The 18,621-nt window shown below is 72.6% G+C and carries 20 protein-coding genes; 7 read left to right on the plus strand and 13 right to left on the minus strand.

What is annotated here, in order from left to right:
* Positions 1-85: 85 nt before the first annotated feature.
* Positions 86-613: an Lrp/AsnC family transcriptional regulator gene (locus HF526_RS10515; protein ID WP_169381189.1), complete on the minus strand. Its 528-nt coding sequence runs from the start codon at positions 611-613 to the stop codon at positions 86-88.
* 211 nt (positions 614-824) lie between these two features.
* On the opposite strand from HF526_RS10515, the gene hppD reads away from it, so the two are divergent.
* A complete protein-coding gene (hppD, locus tag HF526_RS10520; RefSeq protein ID WP_211177037.1) occupies positions 825-1,985 on the plus strand; it encodes a 4-hydroxyphenylpyruvate dioxygenase in 1,161 nt (386 codons plus the stop codon).
* Between the two features lie 152 nt (positions 1,986-2,137).
* Positions 2,138-3,526 (plus strand): glutamate decarboxylase, encoded by a 1,389-nt coding sequence (gad, locus tag HF526_RS10525; protein WP_338051398.1) that lies wholly within the window; start codon positions 2,138-2,140, stop codon positions 3,524-3,526.
* A 50-nt stretch (positions 3,527-3,576) separates the two neighbouring features.
* Here gad and HF526_RS10530 read toward each other — a convergent pair whose 3' ends face one another.
* Together HF526_RS10530 and HF526_RS10535 are read right to left on the minus strand one after the other, a co-directional pair.
* Positions 3,577-3,900, minus strand: coding sequence for a hypothetical protein (locus tag HF526_RS10530; protein ID WP_169381191.1), 324 nt, complete (start codon positions 3,898-3,900; stop codon positions 3,577-3,579).
* A 10-nt stretch (positions 3,901-3,910) separates the two neighbouring features.
* On the minus strand, positions 3,911-4,387 hold the full coding sequence (locus tag HF526_RS10535; protein WP_169381192.1) for a hypothetical protein: 477 nt from the start codon (positions 4,385-4,387) through the stop codon (positions 3,911-3,913).
* A 206-nt stretch (positions 4,388-4,593) separates the two neighbouring features.
* On the opposite strand from HF526_RS10535, the gene HF526_RS10540 reads away from it, so the two are divergent.
* Both HF526_RS10540 and HF526_RS10545 read left to right on the plus strand, forming a co-directional pair.
* Positions 4,594-5,292, plus strand: coding sequence for a response regulator transcription factor (locus HF526_RS10540; RefSeq protein ID WP_169381193.1), 699 nt, complete (start codon positions 4,594-4,596; stop codon positions 5,290-5,292).
* Positions 5,293-5,636: 344 nt separating this feature from the next.
* A complete protein-coding gene (locus tag HF526_RS10545; protein ID WP_169381194.1) occupies positions 5,637-6,599 on the plus strand; it encodes an undecaprenyl-diphosphate phosphatase in 963 nt (320 codons plus the stop codon).
* Between the two features lie 45 nt (positions 6,600-6,644).
* Here HF526_RS10545 and HF526_RS10550 read toward each other — a convergent pair whose 3' ends face one another.
* From HF526_RS10550 to HF526_RS10585, 8 genes are all read right to left on the minus strand, one after another.
* A complete protein-coding gene (locus HF526_RS10550) occupies positions 6,645-7,796 on the minus strand; it encodes a hypothetical protein (protein ID WP_169381195.1) in 1,152 nt (383 codons plus the stop codon).
* 158 nt (positions 7,797-7,954) lie between these two features.
* The gene (locus HF526_RS10555) at positions 7,955-10,612 is read right to left on the minus strand and encodes an FtsX-like permease family protein (protein WP_169381196.1); all 2,658 of its coding nucleotides are present in this window, start codon (positions 10,610-10,612) and stop codon (positions 7,955-7,957) included.
* Complete coding sequence (locus HF526_RS10560) at positions 10,609-11,328, minus strand: ABC transporter ATP-binding protein (RefSeq protein WP_169381197.1); 720 nt, start codon at positions 11,326-11,328, stop codon at positions 10,609-10,611. Before HF526_RS10560 ends, HF526_RS10555 begins: the two co-directional genes overlap by 4 nt.
* The gene (locus HF526_RS10565; RefSeq protein WP_169381198.1) at positions 11,325-12,041 is read right to left on the minus strand and encodes an ATP-binding cassette domain-containing protein; all 717 of its coding nucleotides are present in this window, start codon (positions 12,039-12,041) and stop codon (positions 11,325-11,327) included. Before HF526_RS10565 ends, HF526_RS10560 begins: the two co-directional genes overlap by 4 nt.
* Positions 12,038-12,652 (minus strand): hypothetical protein, encoded by a 615-nt coding sequence (locus HF526_RS10570; RefSeq protein ID WP_169381199.1) that lies wholly within the window; start codon positions 12,650-12,652, stop codon positions 12,038-12,040. Before HF526_RS10570 ends, HF526_RS10565 begins: the two co-directional genes overlap by 4 nt.
* A 166-nt stretch (positions 12,653-12,818) precedes the next feature.
* On the minus strand, positions 12,819-13,610 hold the full coding sequence (locus HF526_RS10575; RefSeq protein WP_169381200.1) for a transglycosylase domain-containing protein: 792 nt from the start codon (positions 13,608-13,610) through the stop codon (positions 12,819-12,821).
* 88 nt (positions 13,611-13,698) lie between these two features.
* Positions 13,699-13,902 carry a hypothetical protein gene (locus HF526_RS10580; RefSeq protein WP_169381201.1) on the minus strand — a complete coding sequence of 68 codons (204 nt, stop codon included), beginning with the start codon at positions 13,900-13,902 and terminating at the stop codon, positions 13,699-13,701.
* Positions 13,899-14,648: a COG4280 domain-containing protein gene (locus tag HF526_RS10585; RefSeq protein WP_169381202.1), complete on the minus strand. Its 750-nt coding sequence runs from the start codon at positions 14,646-14,648 to the stop codon at positions 13,899-13,901. The genes HF526_RS10580 and HF526_RS10585 overlap by 4 nt, the downstream gene beginning before the upstream one ends.
* A gap of 239 nt (positions 14,649-14,887) precedes the next feature.
* Between HF526_RS10585 and HF526_RS10590 the strand changes: the two genes are divergently transcribed.
* Positions 14,888-15,817, plus strand: coding sequence for an alkaline phosphatase family protein (locus HF526_RS10590; RefSeq protein ID WP_169381203.1), 930 nt, complete (start codon positions 14,888-14,890; stop codon positions 15,815-15,817).
* A 15-nt stretch (positions 15,818-15,832) separates the two neighbouring features.
* On the opposite strand, the gene HF526_RS10595 is transcribed toward HF526_RS10590, so the two are convergent.
* Positions 15,833-16,768: a coiled-coil domain-containing protein gene (locus HF526_RS10595; protein WP_169381204.1), complete on the minus strand. Its 936-nt coding sequence runs from the start codon at positions 16,766-16,768 to the stop codon at positions 15,833-15,835.
* A 254-nt stretch (positions 16,769-17,022) separates the two neighbouring features.
* Between HF526_RS10595 and HF526_RS10600 the strand changes: the two genes are divergently transcribed.
* A complete protein-coding gene (locus HF526_RS10600; RefSeq protein WP_169381205.1) occupies positions 17,023-17,565 on the plus strand; it encodes a hypothetical protein in 543 nt (180 codons plus the stop codon).
* A gap of 12 nt (positions 17,566-17,577) precedes the next feature.
* Here the strand turns inward: HF526_RS10600 and HF526_RS10605 are convergent, their stop codons facing one another.
* Positions 17,578-17,802, minus strand: coding sequence for a hypothetical protein (locus HF526_RS10605; RefSeq protein ID WP_239028530.1), 225 nt, complete (start codon positions 17,800-17,802; stop codon positions 17,578-17,580).
* A gap of 299 nt (positions 17,803-18,101) precedes the next feature.
* Here HF526_RS10605 and HF526_RS10610 point away from each other — a divergent pair, with 299 nt between their 5' ends.
* Entirely contained in the window at positions 18,102-18,572 is a 471-nt protein-coding gene (locus HF526_RS10610) for a CBS domain-containing protein (protein WP_169381206.1), read from the plus strand.
* Positions 18,573-18,621: the final 49 nt, after the last annotated feature.

The raw sequence follows: 18,621 nt of genomic DNA on the forward strand, positions 1-18,621 counted from the left end.
TGTGGTCGAGGTGCACCGTCGGTGTCGGCCGCGCGCAGCCACCACCGACCAGACGAAACACCCTCGCCGCAGGCCCGTCGAGGGCTCAGGGCCGGGATTCCCGATATGCGGGGGCACGCCGGGGTCCGCTCCGCGGCCGCTGCTCCAGCAACGGCTGGGTCCGGGGCGCCACCACCACGGACAGCACGACCACGCTCGTCGACCGCACCACCGTGGGCGAGCGGTTGAGTTCGAGCAGGGTGTCCTGCAGGTCCTGGTGCGACGACGCGGCCAGCCGGCACAGCACGTCGGACGAGCCCGTGGTGGCGTAGGCCTCCGTGACCGCGGGCACGGAGGCGAGCTCCGCGGTCACGTCGTCGAGCGCGCCCTGCGCGATCTCGAGGGTGACGAAGGCCTGCACCGGAAAGCCCGCGGCCGTCACGTCGACGTCCGGGCCGTAGCCCGTGATCACCCCGGTGCGCTCCATGCGGTCGAGCCGGGCCTGCACGGTGGCGCGCGCGACCCGGACCGTGCGGGACAGCTCGAGCACGCCCGCGCGCGGGCGCTCGCGCAACGCGCGGAGCAGGGCGAGGTCGAGCGCGTCGAGTCCGGCATCGGCGGTCCGCTGGTTCATCGCGTTCCTTCCGCAACTCGGCACATCGTAGAGCTGTACGGCCGCTCGGCTCGGCATTCTGCACGCTTCGACCAGGTCGATCGGCCGCTGTTGCGCAGCAGGACACCGTCGGCGTCTGCTGGATGCGCAGCGCCCGGCTGCCTACCCGAGGAGGTCGACCGTGAGCATCGAACAGGCCCTCGCCCTCACCAGCCAGGAGCGCACGGCGGAGCTGGACCTCGAGCAGTTGCGCCGGCTGGTCGGGCTCGTCGAGTACGACACCGGCGCCGACCCGTTCCCGGTGACCGGCTGGGACGCGGTGGTGTGGTCGGTCGGCAACGCCACCCAGGCCGCTCTGCTCTACCAGGCGGTCTTCGGCATGGAGCTGGTCGCGTACTCCGGCCCGGAGACCGGCAACCGGGACCGCCACGCCTATGTGCTGCGCAGCGGGGCGGTGCGCTTCGTCGTGAAGGGCGGCGTCGCCCCGGACAGCCCGCTGCTCGACCACCACCGCCGCCACGGCGACGGCATCGTCGACATCGCCCTCGAGGTGCCCGACGTCGACCGCTGCATCGCCCACGCCCGCGCCGGGGGTGCGACGGTGCTCGAGGATCCGCACGACATCTCCGACGCGTACGGCACCGTCCGCATCGCAGCGATCGCCACCTACGGCGACACGCGGCACACCCTCGTCGACCGCTCCGGCTACAGCGGGCCGTACCTGCCCGGATACGTCACCCGGACCTCGTCGGCCGGGACGCCCACCGGCGCACCGAAGCGGATCTTCCAGGCCCTCGACCACGTCGTGGGCAACGTCGAGCTCGGGCAGATGGACACCTGGGTCGACTTCTACAACAGGATCATGGGCTTCACCAACATGGCCGAGTTCGTCGGTGAGGACATCGCCACCGAGTACTCCGCGTTGATGAGCAAGGTCGTCGCCAGTGGCAACCACCGGGTCAAGTTCCCGCTCAACGAGCCGGCCCCGGGCAAGAAGCGCTCCCAGATCGACGAGTACCTCGAGTTCTACCGCGGCCCGGGCGCCCAGCACCTCGCACTGGCCACCGACGACATCCTCCAGACCGTCGACATCCTCCGGGCGCGCGGAATCCAGTTCCTGGACGCCCCGGACTCCTACTACTCCGACCCGCAGCTGCGGGCCCGCATCGGCGAGGTCCGGGTGCCGATCGAGGAACTCCGGTCGCGCGGCATCCTCGTCGACCGCGACGAGGACGGTTACCTGCTCCAGATCTTCACCAAGCCGATCGGCGACCGGCCCACCGTGTTCTTCGAGTTCATCGAGCGGCACGGCTCGCTCGGTTTCGGCAAGGGCAACTTCCAGGCCCTGTTCGAGGCCATCGAGCGCGAACAGGCACAACGCGGCAATCTCTGACGAGGGACATACCGGACTCGGCCGGCCGGGCAGTGTGCACCCGGACGCGGGACCACCGCGCTGGGCCGGTGATCCGCGCCGGCGTCGTACGGTGATCACGGCGCTCCGGCGATCCACCGGAGGCGCCCCACCGACGCGCCCCAGGAGGACCCGTGGTTCATCGGCACGTGTCGCGCAAGGACTCGGAGGCCGAGTCCGCCGTCGCACCGGCCTACACCCAGCGGCTGGACCTCGCCCCGATCCCCAAGTACCGGATGCCCGAACACGGCGCACCGCCGGAGACCGCCTACCGCCTGATCCACGACGAACTTCTGCTGGACGGCAGCTCGCGGCTGAACCTCGCCACATTCGTGACGACCTGGATGGAACCCCAGGCCGACCGGCTGATGGCCGAGGCGTTCGACAAGAACATGATCGACAAGGACGAGTACCCGCAGACCGCCGAGATCGAGCGTCGCTGCGTGAACATGGTCGCCCAGATGTTCAACGCCCCGGAGGGCGGCGACGCGGTCGGCGCGTCGACCGTCGGGTCCAGCGAGGCCGTCATGCTCGCCGGGATGGCGCTGAAGTGGCGGTGGCGGGCGCGCCGGGCCGCTGCCGGGCGGCCCACCGACCGGCCCAACCTGATCCTCGGGTCCAACGTGCAGGTCGTCTGGGAGAAGTTCTGCCGCTACTGGGACGTCGAGCCCCGCTACATCCCCGTACAGCACGACCGGTACGTGATCACCCCGGACGAGGTGGTCGCGCGGATCGACGAGAACACCATCGGCGTCGTCGCCATCCTCGGTACGACCTACACCGGTGAGTTCGAACCGATCCGGGAGATCCACGACGCCGTGGTCGCGCACAACGAGATCACCGGGTACGAGGTGCCCGTCCACGTGGATGCGGCCAGCGGCGGCTTCGTCGCGCCGTTCCTGCACCCGGACCTGGTCTGGGACTTCCGCCTCCCGATGGTCAAGTCGATCAACGTCTCGGGGCACAAGTACGGGCTGGTCTATCCAGGGGTCGGCTTCGTCGTGTGGCGCGAGCGCGAGGACCTGCCCGAGGACCTCGTCTTCCACGTGAACTATCTGGGCGGGGACATGCCCACGTTCACCCTGAACTTCTCCCGGCCCGGCAATCAGATCGTCGGCCAGTACTACAACTTCCTGCGGCTGGGCCGATCCGGCTACCGCACGGTGATGGAGTCGCTGCGCGACCTCGCGGTGCACACCTCGTCCCGGATCGCGGCGCTCGGACCGTTCGAACTCGTCAGCGACGGCAGCGCGATCCCCGTCTTCGCCTTCCGGCTCGCGGACTCCGCGCCCTACACCGTTTTCGACATCTCCGAACGGCTGCGGATCGGGGGTTGGCAGGTGCCCGCCTACACGATGCCCGCGGACGCGACCGACGTCGCCGTGATGCGCGTGGTGGTCCGCGAGGGCTTCAGCTACGACCTGGCCGAGGCCCTGATCAGCGCGCTGCGCAGCGCCGTCGAGTTCCTCGCCGAGAACCCCCCGCGGCGGTCCAGCACGACGGACGGCTTCAACCACACCTGACAGCGGCAGGGGGCGCGGCCGGGCTGCCCGGCCGCGCCCGGCCACCCCTCTCAGGCCTCGTCGAGCGCCTGGCCGAAGTCGCGCAGGAGTGCGTGGTGCCGGTTGCGGGCGAGGATGTGCCCGACGGTCAGCACCGCCGCCGCCGGCCATTCGATGATCTGGAGCAGCGCCAGCGCGGCGATCCCACCCATGTAGGCGATTTCGTGGAGCGCCGGCAGGACGAGGTTTCCGATTCCGGGCACATCCACCTGGATCGAGTCCCGCGCCGTCGCTGCCGCGGCCGCCGCTCTCCCCGCGGTCGAACCGGTCGGCCCGGCCGCAGCGGCGGGCCGGTCGAGCGTGGGTGCCGGCGTCCCGATATCGGGTGTTGCCATCATCGGCTCCTCAGGTCGTGCCCTTCGACCGGCGTTCCGGACTCCCGCTGGGCAGGCCCTCGACCGCCGCGACGACGAACGGCCCTGCGATCACGGACCTCGCCTCCCGCCGCGCGGCGATCTCCAGAAGCTGCCCACCATCGAGCCGCAACCGCAGGATCACCGGTGCGGGACCGAGCCTCGACACCAGCTGCGGCGGGGCCGCCTTCACCGAGCCGTCGGGATGACGTACCGCGATCGGGCGCACCGCAGCTGCGGGCCGCCCCGACCGCAGGAGCAGCACGTCGTGAACCCACACCGCCCGGGCGCGGCGCCACCGCCCGCGCCGCGACAGCCCGGCCAGCCGGCCGTCCGGCGCCCGCACCTTGCACTCGAAGGCCTCCGGCAGCCTGCTGAACTGACGCCGCACGAGAACCGCGGGAGCCAGGAACGCCGCACCGAAAACCCCGAGCGGCGCTGCGATCAACACGAGCTCTGCGAGTGGCATCTGACCTCGCCGCCCCTCTGCACTCCGACCTGATGCAGGGTGCCGCGTCACCGCGCTGTCCTCCTCACCTCGGTGAGGTGATATTGCCGCCGGCAACCGGACACTCCGGGACCGCGGGGGCGCCTTGGGTTGGCGGACCCTCCGGAATCGGTTATGAACCGGCCAACTGCCCGAACGCGCCGGCTTGCGCCACCTAACCTGCAGGTATGAGCAGGCTGCTCCTGGTGGAGGACGACGAGACCATCGGGGGGGTGTTGATGTCCAGCTTGCGCGCGCACGGCCACGAGGTCAGCTGGCAGCGCACCGCCCACGGCGCGTTGCAGACCTCGGCCGCGCAGGACTTCGACCTGGTGCTGCTGGATCTCGGCCTGCCCGATCTGGACGGTGTCGAGGTGTGCCGGCAGCTGCGGGTCATCCGGCCCGGCAGTGTGCTGGTCATGCTGACCGCCCGTTCCGAGGAGATGGACGTCGTGGTGGGCCTGGAGGCCGGCGCCGACGACTACCTGACCAAGCCGGTGCGGCTCGCCGAACTGCACGCGCGGCTGCGCGCGCACCTGCGGCGGGGTGGGCCGAGCCCGCTGACCGCTGCGAGCCTGTCGGTCGGCGACCTGCTGGTGGACACCGCGGCCCGCCGGGTCACCATCGCCGGCACGGAGCTCGTGCTGCGCGCCAAGGAGTTCGACCTGCTCGCGCGGCTGGCCGCGGAGCCGGGCGTCGCGGTCAGCCGGGAGACGCTCATGGCCGACGTGTGGGACGAACACTGGTTCGGGTCCACCAAGACCCTGGACGTGCACGTCGCGGCCCTGCGCCGCAAGCTCGACAGCGCGTCCGGCACCGCGGTCCCGCAGATCCTCACGCTGCGCGGCCACGGGTACCGGCTGGAGGCGCCGGCCGCCGGCACGTGATCGGCACCCCGCTCTGACCGTCGATTTGCCGGGGCCTAACCCGGTCGGCGCAAGCCTGCTGGGGATGAGCAGTTCGCCCCGCTTCGCCCCGCCGCATACCCCATCACCCCGGAGCCGGATCGCCTTGCCCCACAACGGGCGCCTGTCCCGGCGTCGGACATCATGACCGCGCTCGTGCACCCGGTGCGGATCGGCGGCGTACTCGACACACAGGCCCGCGGCCGACGCGGGCCTGTGCAGGCGCCACGACCCGGCACCGGGTCACACACCGTCCTGGGGGGAGCCGTGACGCGTTCCTCCCCGGCAGGACGACGACATCGACGACATCGACGAGGAGGCACCCGGTGAGCGGGCTGAGCTGGCTGGAAGCGATCGTGATCGGCGGGTTGCAGGGCGTGGCCGAGCTGTTCCCGGTCTCGAGCCTGGGACATAGCGTGCTGCTCCCGGCGGTGATCGGCGGCTCCTGGGCCCAGGACCTCGACGTCAGCGCCCCCGAATCGCCCTACCTGGCCTTCATCGTCGGGCTGCACGTGGCCACCGCCCTGGCGCTGATCATCTACTTCTGGCGGGACTGGGTCCGCATCATCCGCGGCCTGATCACCTCCATCACCCGCCGCGAGGTGCGCACCCCCGACCAGCGACTGGCCTGGCTGCTGGTCCTCGCCACCATCCCGGTCGGCCTCGCCGGGCTGGCCCTGGACCATGTGTTCCGGACCTACCTGGCCAAACCCACCCCCACCGCGGTGTTCCTGGTCCTCAACGGCGTGCTGCTGCTGACCGCCGAGCGGCTGCGTCGCTGGGCCGACGACCGCGACGCCACCCGGGACACCGTCGTCCTGCCGGTGGTCACCCCGGCGATGACGGGCGGCGGCCGGCACGCCACCACCGCCCCGCAGACCGCCGGTGAGATCTCCGACCGGCGGCTGGCCACCCTGCCCGTCGGCCGGGCCGTGCTCATCGGCGCCGCCCAGATCGCCGCCCTGGCCCCGGGCATCAGCCGCTCCGGCTCCACCATGGTCACCGGCCTGGTCAAGGGCCTGTCCCACGAGGACGCCGCCCGCTTCTCCTTCCTGCTCGCCACCCCGGTCATCCTCGCCGCCGGCGTGCTCAAACTCGGCGACCTGGCCGGCCCCCTCGGCGCCGGCATCCGCCCCCAGATCCTCGTCGGCAGCCTCATGTCCGGCATCGGCGCCTACCTGTCCGTCCGGTTCCTCACCGCCTACTTCGAAACCCGCTCGCTGCGCCCGTTCGGCATCTACTGCATCGTGGCCGGCGCCCTCTGCCTGGCCTGGTTCACCCTGCGCTGAGCACGTCGCGATCGGCGGCTGCCGCCGTGTCGGGGTGCAGCCGGTTCAGCGCAGCGCGACGGCGAAGAAGTCGCGCTGGTCCGGCTTGAGGTACCGGTCGGGCGGGCCGGGCATCGACGGCAGTAGCAGGCTGCCCAGTGGCGCGCCGGACGCGGAGCGGCGGTAGGAGAAGAAATCAACCATTCCGGGGTGGATGTCCAGCTCCATCCCGCGAATCACCCCGGCATCGGCGAGCGCCTGAGCGAGGGTGGAGAGCGTCAGGTCGGCCCCGCCCACGTAGATGAGCCGACCCGACGCGTCGACGCCCGCACCGGACCGCCAGGTGTACTGCAGCTGGTTGCGCAGGCTGCCCCAGGTGCCGCCCGCGTTGACATCCAGGCCGGGAACGGGGCGGCCGCCCGCCACGATGAGGGCGAGGTTCTGCCGCACCGCGGCGACGTCGGGTCCGAAGCCGACGTCGCGTCCCCACTGTCCCACCGTCACCGTCCCGGCCCGGTCGACCACCAGCGACGCGGCACCGGCGCGCAGGGGCACCGCTGTCCGGCCGTCGGCGACGAAACCACCCTGGGCGTCGACCATCTTGAAGCCGGCGTTGAACGCGGCTACGAGCGTTGATCGCAGGGCCGCCGGCACTTGGCCGCCTTCGGGCCAGCCCAGGCCGGTGGGCTCCCGGGTGCCGGCGACCAACGTGGTCCGGACCTGGCTCTGGTCGAGGGCGGCCACTCCGGCGACAACGCTCGGATGCAGCCGATCCGGGCGCACGAACGTGGTGTACAGCGCCGGCCTTCCGGACCGTCCGCGCGGCCCGGCCACCCACGTCCCCTCGCCCGCCGACGCCGGGACGCCCGCCAGGGCCCGCAGCGCCGGCGGGGCGGCGGGGCCGGCGACGGTGGGCGTGGCGGTGGGCAGGGAGGCCGGATCGGGGGCGGCCCCCGTCGGAGCGTGATGCGAGTACCACCAGTTCTCCAGCATGTTCACCAGACCGGCGCCACCGTGGTCACGCACCCACTCCACCGTGCGCACCGTGAAGGACGCCTGGCCGGGGTAGGTCAGGGCCCGCACATAGGACACCGACGGCGCGATCAACAACGCCAGCACCGTCCCGACCGCCCACCAGCGGCCGCGCCGGGGCCCGCGGGGGGAACCCCGTCGGTCTGCTGGAGCCGGCTCGGGCTCCTCGACCTGCAGCATCGTCATACCGACGACGCTAGGAAGACGATGGTGCGGCCCTTTCCAGCCCTAGGTGATGATTCGGGAAAAAGAGCTATATCAGAACACCCACCCCGGACGACACAGCGAGGAACGGGCTGCGCCCAGCCCGCTCCTCGCTCCCCCCAACCGCCGGGCTCAGCCGCCTACAACTCGCGGATCGCCTCGACGGTGGCTCGGCGGGCGAGCCGGACGGCACCGACGGCGGCCACGGTGAGCGCTCCCACCGTGAGCACGGTGATCGCGCCGAGGTAGGTCCACGGGACGGCCGGGGACGACGGCGGCGGGTCGAACACCCCGGTCAGCACCGCCACCAGCATCTCGGAGAGCAGCCAGCCCCCGAGCGCCCCCAGCACGAGGCCGCCGACGATGAGTACGGCGGCCTCACCGAACACGAAGCCACGCAGCTGTCGTGGTCGCGCCCCCAGCACCCGGGCGATGGCAAAGGATCGGCGCCGTTCGGCCAGCCCGAGCGCGAGCACCAGTCCGCCGGCCGCGGCCGCGAGGACCAGCGCGAAACCGAGTTCGACCGTGGTCAACCCGGCCAGGTCGACCGCGGTCAGGCTCGAGCCGATCGCCGAGCGCGTGGTGGCGATGTCGGTGACGGTGACGGTCGGCCCGAGCAGAGCGCGGATCCGGTCGGCGACGGCCGTGCTGTCGTGCCCGCCGGTGTCGACCAGGAACGCGCCCACGGCGTCGCTGCCGGTGGCGCGCGCGACGTAGTCGGCGTTGGCCACGAAGAAGCTGTCCTTCGGTGCGGTGGGGAACTCCGTGACCACCCCGGCGTAGTGGAAGCCGACGGTGGTGAGCTGGTGGGTGCGCCCGTCGCGCAGCCGGAGGTTGAGCAGGTCCCCCGGACGCAGTTGGTAGTCCTTCACGGTCTCCGCGCTGACCAGGATGGAGTCCGGCCGGGCCGCGAGCTCGCCCATCAGCCCACGCGCGGTTCCGCCCTGGAAGTACGTGTCCTGCAGGGCGGTGGCCCGGGTGATCGTCGCGGGTCGCACGCCGTAGAGATCCTGCAGGTCCGCGCCCACGTAGGCGAAGCGGTGCTGCACGGGCTCGACCTGCCGGACCCCGGGGATCGCCGCGAGCGTCACGCCCCCGGCCGGCCCGACCGTCACGCCGGGAGACTCGGTAACGGTGACGTCGGCGCCGTTGGTGAGCAGCGCATCGACCTCGGCCTGCTGCCGGTAGGTGGCGTTGAACGTCGCGGTGGAGGCCGCGAACGACAGCGCCAGCGCGAGCAGTACGACGGACCGGGCCAACGGCCCGCGGCGGCGGGCCAGCGTGCTCGCAACCGTGCCGGACAACCCGCCCGCCACCGGACGCAACGCACGCCCGACCAGCCCCCGGCCACGCCCCAGCACGAGGTCCGCGAGCCGCCGGCCCAGCAGCCCGGTCCCCAGCCATGCCAGCGCGGGCCCGGCGAACGCCCAGTACGACACCGAGATCGTCGGCACCCCCTCCGGGGCGAGGACGAGGGTGTAGCCGTTGCGGCTGGTCAGCCAGAACACCAGGCCGGCCAGCGCGAGCAGCAGCACGTCGAGGCCGTGGCGGGCCCACCACGGCGCCCGCGGCCGCTCGGCGGTGCTGCGCCCCGCGGCGACCGTGGTCCCGCGCTGGTCACGCCACGCGGGCACCAGCACGGTCAGTGCGGCGATCGCCAGCCCGAGCGTGGCGGCGACCCCGACCCACGACGCCGCCGCGCCCGGCGTCGCGCCGAAGGCCGCCGTCCCGAACGCGACCCGGCCCACCACCGCGGCGAGCCCGAGCCCGGCCAGGCTGCCTGCGACGCCGACGGTGGCCGCCTCCACCGCGGCGAGCCGGACGAGCTGCCGCCCGGTGGCACCGCGGGCGCGCAGCAGCGCCTGTTCCCGACGACGCCGGGGTGCACCGGCACCGGTGACGGCCGCGGTGAGCAGCCCCGCCAGCACCGCGCCCGGAACGCCGAGGAACAGGAACAGCATCTGACCGTAGGCGGCGTCGCTGCGGGCCGCATCGAGGGCCGCCCCCAGGTTGTCCCCCACCAGCGCCGCCCCCGAGGTCCGGGCCTCCAGGTTCTTCGCGGCCCCGGTGACCTCGGTGTACGCGGCCGCCGGGTCGGCCGGCAGCCCGTGGCTGCGGGCCGTGTGGATCTGGGTGCTGACCGGATCGGCGCGGCCGGCCAGCGGCGCGAACAGGGCGTTCCACAGGGCCGACGGCAGCAGCAGCACGTTGTCCGGGGGCGCGGCGGGCTGACTGCCCGCCGGCGCCCCGACCACCTGGAACAGCGAGTTCGCTGCGGGCAGGTCGACCACCCCGTCGACGCGCACCGTCGCCGCCGGTGCCCCCGGGAGCGCCACCGTGATGACGTCGCCGGGAGCGGCATGCAGGTTGGCGGCGGTCTGCTGGGCGAGCAGCACCCCGGTGTCCGCTCCGGCCAGCGCGCGCACCTCACCCGGGAAGGTGGCGCGGTACCCCTCGGGCAGGCCCAGCACCGTCGCCGCCCCGGTGGTCTGGGTGCTGCCGCCGGTGCTGGCGCTCAGCCCGTCCGCGTGCCCGTAGTCGACCGGCAGCGCCGCCGTCGTGCCGGGGTCGGTGCGCACCGCGTCGAGCACAGCGGCCGGGACGCCGCCGGGCTGGACCTGGACCTGCCAGTCCACCGCGACACTTCGGGCGGCCTGTTGGGTCATCGACGCCTGGGCCCCGGTCAGGAACGCGCCCAGCGAGGCGAGCAGGGCGACAGCCACCGCGATCCCGGCCGCGGTGGCTGCGAGCCGGGCGCCGCGATGGCGCAGCAACCCCCACCACCAGGTGCCGATCACGACACCCTCCGCCGGTCGGACGTGGAACCGGGAGCGTCGACGCGGAGCCGGCCGTCGTCCATCCGCCACCGGCGGGCCAGCCGGCCCGCGACCGCCTCGTCGTGGGTGGCGACGATCAGAGCGGCATCGAGCTCGTCCGCCGCCTCGAGCAGCACCGTGATCACCCGGTCCGCGGCCTCGCGATCCAGCTGCCCGGTCGGCTCATCGGCCAGGATCAGCTGCGGGCCCGCTGCGAGGACCCGGGCGACCGCGACCCGCTGGGCCTGACCGCCGGACAGCTCGCCGGGCAACGACGCGCCCAGTTCGCGGATGCGCAGCCGTTCCAGGGCGCCGCGGGCTCGCTCCGCCGCCACCGGATCGGGCACCCCGGCGAGGAGCAGCGGCAGTGCCGCGTTCTCCAGAACGTCGAGATCGGGCAGCAGGCTGGGGCCCTGGAAGACGATCCCCACTGCGCCCGGCCGGCCCAGTGGCGGCCGGCCCCACGCGGGCCAGCTGACCGCCCCGGTGGTCGGGCGGTCGAGCCCGGCCATCATGTGCAGCAGCGTCGACTTGCCCGAGCCGGACGGTCCGGTGAGGGCGACCCGGTCGCCCCGGTGGACCACGCAGTCGGCGCCGTGCACGGCGACCACCGCGGTCGGGCCGGCGCCGTAGGTGTGTGCCGCCGCGGCACACTCCACGAGCACCTCGGACAACGCATCGGCCTGCGGGGCGTTCATGCCTGCACCCGCCCGTCGCGCAGCCTGACGACCCGCTGCGCGGCGGCCGCGACCGCCGGGCTGTGGCTCGCCACGACGACGGCGACCCCGCGCGCCGCCGTGCCCAGCAGCAACTCCAGCACGGAGGCCTCGGTGCCGCTGTCGAGCTCACCGGTCGGTTCGTCGGCCAGCACCACCGCAGGCCCGTTGGCCAGGGCGACCGCGAGACCCGCCCGGGCCGCCTCGCCACCGGAGAGGGTGCGGGGAAGCGCCCCCGCGCGGGGCGCCAGTCCGAGTGCGGCCAGCAGCGCACCCCGGTCGGGCCGGGATGGCCGGTCGGCGATCTGCTGGGCCAGCGCAACGTTGCCCTCGACGGTGAGGTGCTCGATGAGGTTCCCGCTCTGGAACAGCACGCCGATCATCCGGGCCCGCATCCGGGCCCGCTCGGCCTCCGGCCGGTGGCTGATCCGCTGTCCGCCCACCGACACGCTGCCGCCGTCGGGTTCGTCCAGCCCCGCCAGGCACGCGAGCAGCGTCGACTTGCCGGATCCGGACGGCCCCACCACCGCGACGAACTCACCGGCCTGCACCGCCAGCGTCACGCCCTGCAGCGCCAGGGTCTCCTCCTCCCCCGCCCGGAAGAACCGGTAGAGCGACCGTGCCGCGAGCGCCGGCGGGGTGGCGCCGGGTTCGGTCGTCGCGGCACGGGAGGCGCCGGTGGTCGGGGTGCTCACCGCGACCACCGGAAGGAGTCGGTCACCGTGCGCCAGGGGTCCACGTTGTCGGCGCCCTTCGGCCCCGAGAGCGTGAGCACCACCTCCGTGCCACCCCGCCAGAACTCGTACCGTTCCACCGCCTCGGTGACCGACTTCCCGGTCACCGGGTCGGGTGCCGAGGCGCCGGTGTAGGTGATGAGCACGGCCTGCCCCGCCTTGCGGGACACGGTGCTGACGTCGCCCGGCGCGAACCCGGCCGTCGAGCGCTGGATCGCCGGGACCTCGTCAGCCGTCGCGGACGCCACGGTCGGGGCGGACCCGCGGGGCAGGCTCTCGATCCGCACCGAGTTGAACTTGTCGGTGAAGACCACCGCCGTCCCGTCGGAGGCCCGTGCCCATCCCTGCGGTACCGACACGGCGGAGGACCCGTCCGGCGCCGGGTAGGGGACGAAGACCTGGGTGTCGGGGATGTCGCCGGCGGCGTTGACCTCCGGCGCGTTCGGATTCGGCGCGGACGTGCTCGCCCCGGCGCCCGTCGCGGCCGGCGGACCCGCCGGTCTGCCGCCGCACCCGGCCAGCAGCGCCACTGCGCAGCATGCCAGGACGGCGGTCCGGCGCCGGAACGTCACGGCAGCCCTCCCGGATCCACTGTCACCCGTCATCCAGGCACCCGTCATGCAGGCCACGCTAGGGACGCGCCTGGAAGACGCGTGCCGGATGACGACCAGGGGACGGCAAAATCGCGCCCTACCCCGGTGCCGGACGACGCCGACTCGGTGATCCGGCCTCCGGGGGTCAGCCCCGGGAACGAAGTCCCAGCGGCGCCGCGAACGTGGCGTCGGCGGCGGCGGGGGTGAGCACCCCGGTGGCGACGAGCCGGTCCAGCACGTGCCGCTGTCGCAGCTTGGCGAGATCGAGATGCCGGACCGGGTCGTACGCCGACGGCGCCTGGACGAGCCCGGCCAGCACACTCGCCTGCGCCCAGGACAGCTCGGCGGGGTCGACACCGAAGTACCCCTGGGCCGCCGCGGACAGGCCGTAGTACCCGTGCCCGAAGTACACGATCCCGAGGTAGTCCTGCAGAATCTGCTGCTTGGAGTAGGTGTGGTCGATCTTCACCCCGAGCACGATCTGCTCCAGTTTCGCCCCGGTCCCGGCGGCGCCCGGGGTGTAGACGACCTTCGCCAGTTGCTGGTCGAGTGTCGCGCCGCCCGCCGTGTCGTCGCCGCGCAGCGCACCGATCACCCCGCGGACCGCACCCACCGGGTCGACACCGGGATGCTGGAAGAACCGGCTGTCCTCGGTGGCGACCAGCGCCTGTACGACCCGATCCGGGGTCGGTGCCACGCCGGGATCGACGCTGTGGTGGGCGGCCGCGTCGCCGGCGGCGCGGCTCGGCAGATCCGCGACCGACGGGGTCGCCAGCCACAACGACACGAACGCCGCCGACGCACACAGCAGCAGCACCACCGGCACGACGACGAGCCACCGCAGTGCCCGCCGCGTGCCACCGCCGCGCCGGAACGGACCCGTGACGCTGCTGTCGAGGCGCGTCGCGCCCCGCACCTGACCGATGGACTGGCTCACTCGATCGACAGTAAGTCCGCTACGGCCACCTCTGCGTTAGCAGAGTGGAAACTCCGTTTACCCGCCGCGCCCCGCAGGACAGCCGGGATCAGCGCCGGCGCGTGGCCCGCCACAGGCTGAGCGGCAGCACCAGCGCGACCGCCGCCGGCAGCACCCACCACGCGGGTACCCCGGCCCGGGCCAGCACCGCGGTCACCCCCAGCCCGAGCACCACCACGACGGCGACCAGCCAGTCGTCACCCACCACGAAGTCGACGACGAAGCGACCGAACGCGGACAGCCGCTCGATCACGACTGCCCCGCCACCGCGACCCGGGCACCGTGGCGCAGCAGGAGGGCCAGGCTGCCCGCGAACAGCGCCACGGCCGGCACGATGCCGAGCAGCGCAGCGTCGGCCCCGGGCCAACGTGCCCCGGCCCCCTCCGCGCCCCAGAAGATCCCGAATGCGGTCAGCATGACCCCCACCGTGAACTTCATCGCGTTCTCCGGGACCCGCGCGAGCGGAGCGCGCACCGCCAGGCCGGCACCGGCGACGAGCACCACCGCGACGGCGGCGGCCAGCGCCGCGAGCGGGAGGTCGCCCTGGTTGCTGCCGAACGTCACCACGATGAACGCGACCTCCAGCCCTTCGAGCAGCACGCCTTTGAAAGCGACGGTGAAGGCGTACCAGTCGTCGACGACGCCGCGCCGGGTGGTGCCGGCCGCCCGGGCCATCGCGAGCTCGGCGCGGAAGATCGCGTCCTCGTCGTGCAGAGCCTTGCGGCCGCCGGCCCGCAGGACAGCCTTGCGGAGCCACTGCAGCCCGAAGACCAGGAGCACCCCTCCGACGACGAGACGCAGACCGGTCAGCGGCACCGCCGACAGCGCCGGACCGAGCACGGCGACGATCACGGCGAGCAGCACGAGGGCCGCACCGACGCCCGTCAGCGCCGACCGCCAGTCGCGCGCGGTACCCGCGGCGAGCACGATCGTCAGGGCCTCCACCGCCTCGACGGCGCAGGCCAGGAACACCGCGATGAACAGCGCTGTGGCGCTCACCCCTCACCCCTTCCCCGGGTCCGTCGGACCATCCTCCCGCCGATCACACCGGGAGCCCACGCCGCCGGGCCGAGTCGCATGGGATGAGCCGGTGGGCCCCGGATGAGACGGTGCCGTTTTCGGCGACCGGGCCGCTTATTTTGCCGCGGTCTTACCGGAGAGAACTACCGGCTTAACTCATCTCTTCCCTTTCCGGCCTGCACCGCTCTCCGGCGAGACCGTTCTGCACAATGAACGACATGCAGAGCAGGGGCAGCTGGAAAGCATTCGTCGGAGTTGTCGCGATTGCGTTCACCGTCGTGACCGGCTGCTCCGCCACCGGCCCGACCCCGGATCCGGACGCCGGCGGGCCTGCCGTCGCCACCGCCCCCGGGGCGGTCCCGCACCCCGACCACGTCATGATGGTCGTCTTCGAGAACAAGAACGCGTCCGCCGTCGTGGGGTCGGCGGACGCCCCCTACCTGACCGCACTGGCCAAGGCCGGGGCCAATTTCACCGATGCCCACGGGGTGGCCCACCCGAGTCAGCCGAACTACATCGCCCTGCTGTCCGGCTCCCGCCAGGGCGTGACCGACGACTCGTGCCCGCAAGCCCTGTCCGGACCGAACCTGCCGAGCGAACTCCTCGCCACCGGGCACAGCTTCGTCGGCTATTCCGAGGATCTCCCGAATACCGGTTTCACCGGCTGCACCAGCGGCGAATACGCCCGCAAACACAATCCGTGGGTCGATTTTCCGAACCTGCCGGCGTCGGTGAACCAGCCCCTCGCCGCCATTCCGCGTGACTACTCGATGTTGCCCACGGTCTCGTTTGTCGTACCGAACATGTGCAACGACATGCACGACTGCCCGGTCGCCGCCGGTGACGCCTGGGCCCGCCGGCAACTGTCCTCCTACGTGAGCTGGGCCGCCACCCACAACAGCCTGCTCATCGTCACCTTCGACGAGGACGGCGGCACCGACGGCAATCACATCCCCACAATCATGGTGGGTCCCATGGTCCGGCCCGGTGACACCGGCCAGCCGATCGACCACTACAACGTTCTGCGCACGATCGAGGACATGTACGGCCTTCCGGCCCTCGGTGAGGCCGGCAGCGCACACCCGATCACCGGGATCTGGATCCCGGACAGCCCGGCCGCGCACGAGAGCGCGACGCCTCCGAGGTGACCGCGATGCGCGACGCTACGACTGCTCGAGGTCGTGTCCGGCACGCGGTGCCGGCACGGCCAGTTCCGGCAGCGTGCGGTCGATCAGCTTCCGGCTCGACGCGAGCTGCTGCACGAGACGCACTCGCAACTCGTGCAGCTCGTCGACCTCTCGCTGGGCCTCGGCGACGATGCGCTGCGCGTTCTCGCTCGCCTCGGCGAGCCGGGTCCGGGCCTGATCGTCGACGTCGGCGAGCAGCCGCTGCGCAGTACGCACGCTCTCGGCCTCGAGCTCGGCGAGCTGGGTCAGCACCTCGCGGCACCGAAGGGCGAGGGCGACCCGGAACTCCTCGTCCGCCTCAGCCCGTTGCGCGATGGCCGCCTCGTGCAGCCGGGCCCGCTCCCGGGCGGCCTCTCGGCGCAACCGGAGGACGGCCCGCTCGGCGTGCGTGCCGCCCTCACCGAGACCGTTCCCGTCGTCCCCGGAGCCGGCCGGCGGCTCCTCGGCAGCCCCCAGCTCACCGTCCGGTTCCGGGCCCCACTCCGCCTCGGCCGCGACAGGCGTCGCACCGGCGGCCTGCTCGGCGGTGGCGACCTCCGATCGGGCCTGCTCCCCGGCGGCGGCGATGACCTCGGCGGCATACGCAGCGGCCGCCGCATGCATCGAGCCGAACTCTTCGCGAGCCAGCTGCTGCATCAACTTCAGCCGCTCATTCATGCTTTCGACGCTCTCGGGCGCAACGCTCAGCCGGGGAAGCTGAACGGCCAGCCGCTCGATCTCACGCCGTGCTTCGTTGAGCTCTTCGAGAAACTGCGCGGCCTGCTTGAGCGCGGCGTCCCGGTCGGTGGTCAGGATGTCGACTTCGACCTCGAGCTGACGCAGATGTGCCTCGACCTGTTCCGGGTCATAGCCACGACGGACGCTGGCGAATGAATGGGCCCAACGAGGCTTTCCCTGCCCGATCATGACCATGCGCGTCACCATATCGAGTGATGACAATCACGTCATGACTCTATACGGTCGGTCACTGATTCACTCTGTCGCCACGTGAGCACACTCTCTTGGCCCCCAAGACGAGCCCAATAGCGACTTTCGGTGGATCGCCGGCGCCGACATCGACCGGTTCGGCGGCATCCCCGGCGATGGACCCGCTCGCCCGCGGGTCGCCGATGGGCGCCGTGGTCACGCCTGGATGCAGACGACACGTCCGGCGCTACCCTCGCCGGATGAACCGCGCTCGCCTCGCCGCGGCCGTCATGCTGATGGCGCTCGCCGCCGGGGGTTGCGCGAACGCCGCGGCGCCCGTCACCACTTCCCAGCCGAACGCGGCGCAGCCGGCCGCGAACGAGCCCTCGGCGAGCGCCCGGATGGTGTGCGCGCCCGAGGCGCAGAACGACATCGCGGAGGCGACGGGCGTCACCGCGGTGCGGGTGGAGACACCCACCTGGAACGACCACGTCTACGCCTGCCGCTACCAGTACACCGGCGGCTCGTTGTCGATGTCGGTCAAGGAACTGGCAAGCGCTGCGGAGACGGCGAGTTACTTCGACGGTCTCGGCCGGCAGCTCGGCGACGTCCAACGTCTCGACGGGCTCGGTGAGGGCGCCTTCATCACCTCGAACGGGTCCGTCGTCGTCCGCAAGGACTGGAAGGTCCTGCTGGTGGACGACTCGTCGCTGCCGTCGCAGCTCGGCAGCCCGCCGCTCACGCCGGCGAACGTCGCGCTGATCGTGGCGAAGACGATTCTCGGCTGCTGGACCGGCGCCTGAGCGGTGGGAGCGTCAGCTCCCGGTCGAGGTGAGCAACCCGTCGAGCACCCCGCCCTTGACGTCGGCGACCAGGTCGTGCAGCTGCCCGAGGCTCATCTGGATCCGCTGCCCGAAGTCATCGGTGATCACGATGCGGCGCTCCGGCTCGGCGGCCTCGTCGACGAACAGCTCGGGACACCCGCAGTTGCAGTTGCCGCAGAAGGTCGCGACGTGACGCATCGAGCTGTGCTCGGCCATGGCAGGGCTCCGTTCCCTCGTCACCAGGTGTTGCCGTCCGATCACTCAGAGGCTAACCAGGTCGAGGCGCTGCGCGCCAGAGCCGGCACGGAAATGGTAATCATCAGCTCAGCGACCGGAGCCGGCGGCGGGTGACCGGAGGACGCCCGGAGCCGCCGGCGACCGGCGCGCAGGAGTCGCCCACCGCCGGTGCGGTCGGGCGGGACCTCCGCTGTCGTCCCGGGGTCCTCGGACCCTGTCCCGCACCGACACTCCGGGAAGAGGTTCGGTGGGAAGCCCCGCAGATCGAGGAGCACGCCATGGCCACCCCTCCCATCCGTCTCGCGGCGCCACCGGAGAGCGTCGACGACGACCCGCTGGTCACCGAGATGATGACCACCCGGCTGGCCGCGATCGTGCCGGCCGCTCCGTTGTCCACGGCGCTCGAGCTGATGGCGTCCACCGGCGTGCGCCACCTCCCGGTCGTCGACGGCCCGCGGTGCCTCGGCCTCGTGCTGGAGGCCGACGTGGTGCGGTGCCTGGCACAGGCCCCGGGCCCGCTGGGCGACGGGGCGCCGTTGCTGGTCGGCGACATCTGCCGGCCCACCGTCCCGCTGACGGTCCGGATGCGGCGCTCCGACGCCGCGCGGCGGATGGAGGCCACCGGGTCGGATGCGGTACTCGTCGCCGCACACGGTCGGCTGGTCGGCATCGTCACGGCGACCGACCTGATCCGTTCGCTCGCCGGCCGTGCCGCACCCCGACCGGGTGCGCCGGAGGACCGCCGGTAGGGATCGCGGCAGGCCCCGCCACCCGTGGACGGCCGGCGGGGCCTGCCGC

The organism is Pseudonocardia acidicola (genome assembly GCF_012911935.1).
Classification (GTDB): domain Bacteria; phylum Actinomycetota; class Actinomycetes; order Mycobacteriales; family Pseudonocardiaceae; genus Pseudonocardia; species Pseudonocardia acidicola.

What these genes read in the sequence shown, in the direction of transcription:
- HF526_RS10595 (WP_169381204.1), bottom strand. Translation starts at nt 16,768, where the DNA reads ATGGTCATGATCGGGCAGGGAAAGCCTCGTTGGGCCCATTCATTCGCC.
- HF526_RS10535 (WP_169381192.1), bottom strand. Translation starts at nt 4,387, where the DNA reads ATGCCACTCGCAGAGCTCGTGTTGATCGCAGCGCCGCTCGGGGTTTTC.
- HF526_RS10590 (WP_169381203.1), top strand. Translation starts at nt 14,888, where the DNA reads ATGCAGAGCAGGGGCAGCTGGAAAGCATTCGTCGGAGTTGTCGCGATT.
- HF526_RS10560 (WP_169381197.1), bottom strand. Translation starts at nt 11,328, where the DNA reads ATGAACGCCCCGCAGGCCGATGCGTTGTCCGAGGTGCTCGTGGAGTGT.
- HF526_RS10600 (WP_169381205.1), top strand. Translation starts at nt 17,023, where the DNA reads ATGAACCGCGCTCGCCTCGCCGCGGCCGTCATGCTGATGGCGCTCGCC.
- HF526_RS10530 (WP_169381191.1), bottom strand. Translation starts at nt 3,900, where the DNA reads ATGGCAACACCCGATATCGGGACGCCGGCACCCACGCTCGACCGGCCC.
- HF526_RS10610 (WP_169381206.1), top strand. Translation starts at nt 18,102, where the DNA reads ATGGCCACCCCTCCCATCCGTCTCGCGGCGCCACCGGAGAGCGTCGAC.
- HF526_RS10550 (WP_169381195.1), bottom strand. Translation starts at nt 7,796, where the DNA reads ATGACGATGCTGCAGGTCGAGGAGCCCGAGCCGGCTCCAGCAGACCGA.
- HF526_RS10540 (WP_169381193.1), top strand. Translation starts at nt 4,594, where the DNA reads ATGAGCAGGCTGCTCCTGGTGGAGGACGACGAGACCATCGGGGGGGTG.
- HF526_RS10605 (WP_239028530.1), bottom strand. Translation starts at nt 17,802, where the DNA reads ATGGCCGAGCACAGCTCGATGCGTCACGTCGCGACCTTCTGCGGCAAC.
- HF526_RS10515 (WP_169381189.1), bottom strand. Translation starts at nt 613, where the DNA reads ATGAACCAGCGGACCGCCGATGCCGGACTCGACGCGCTCGACCTCGCC.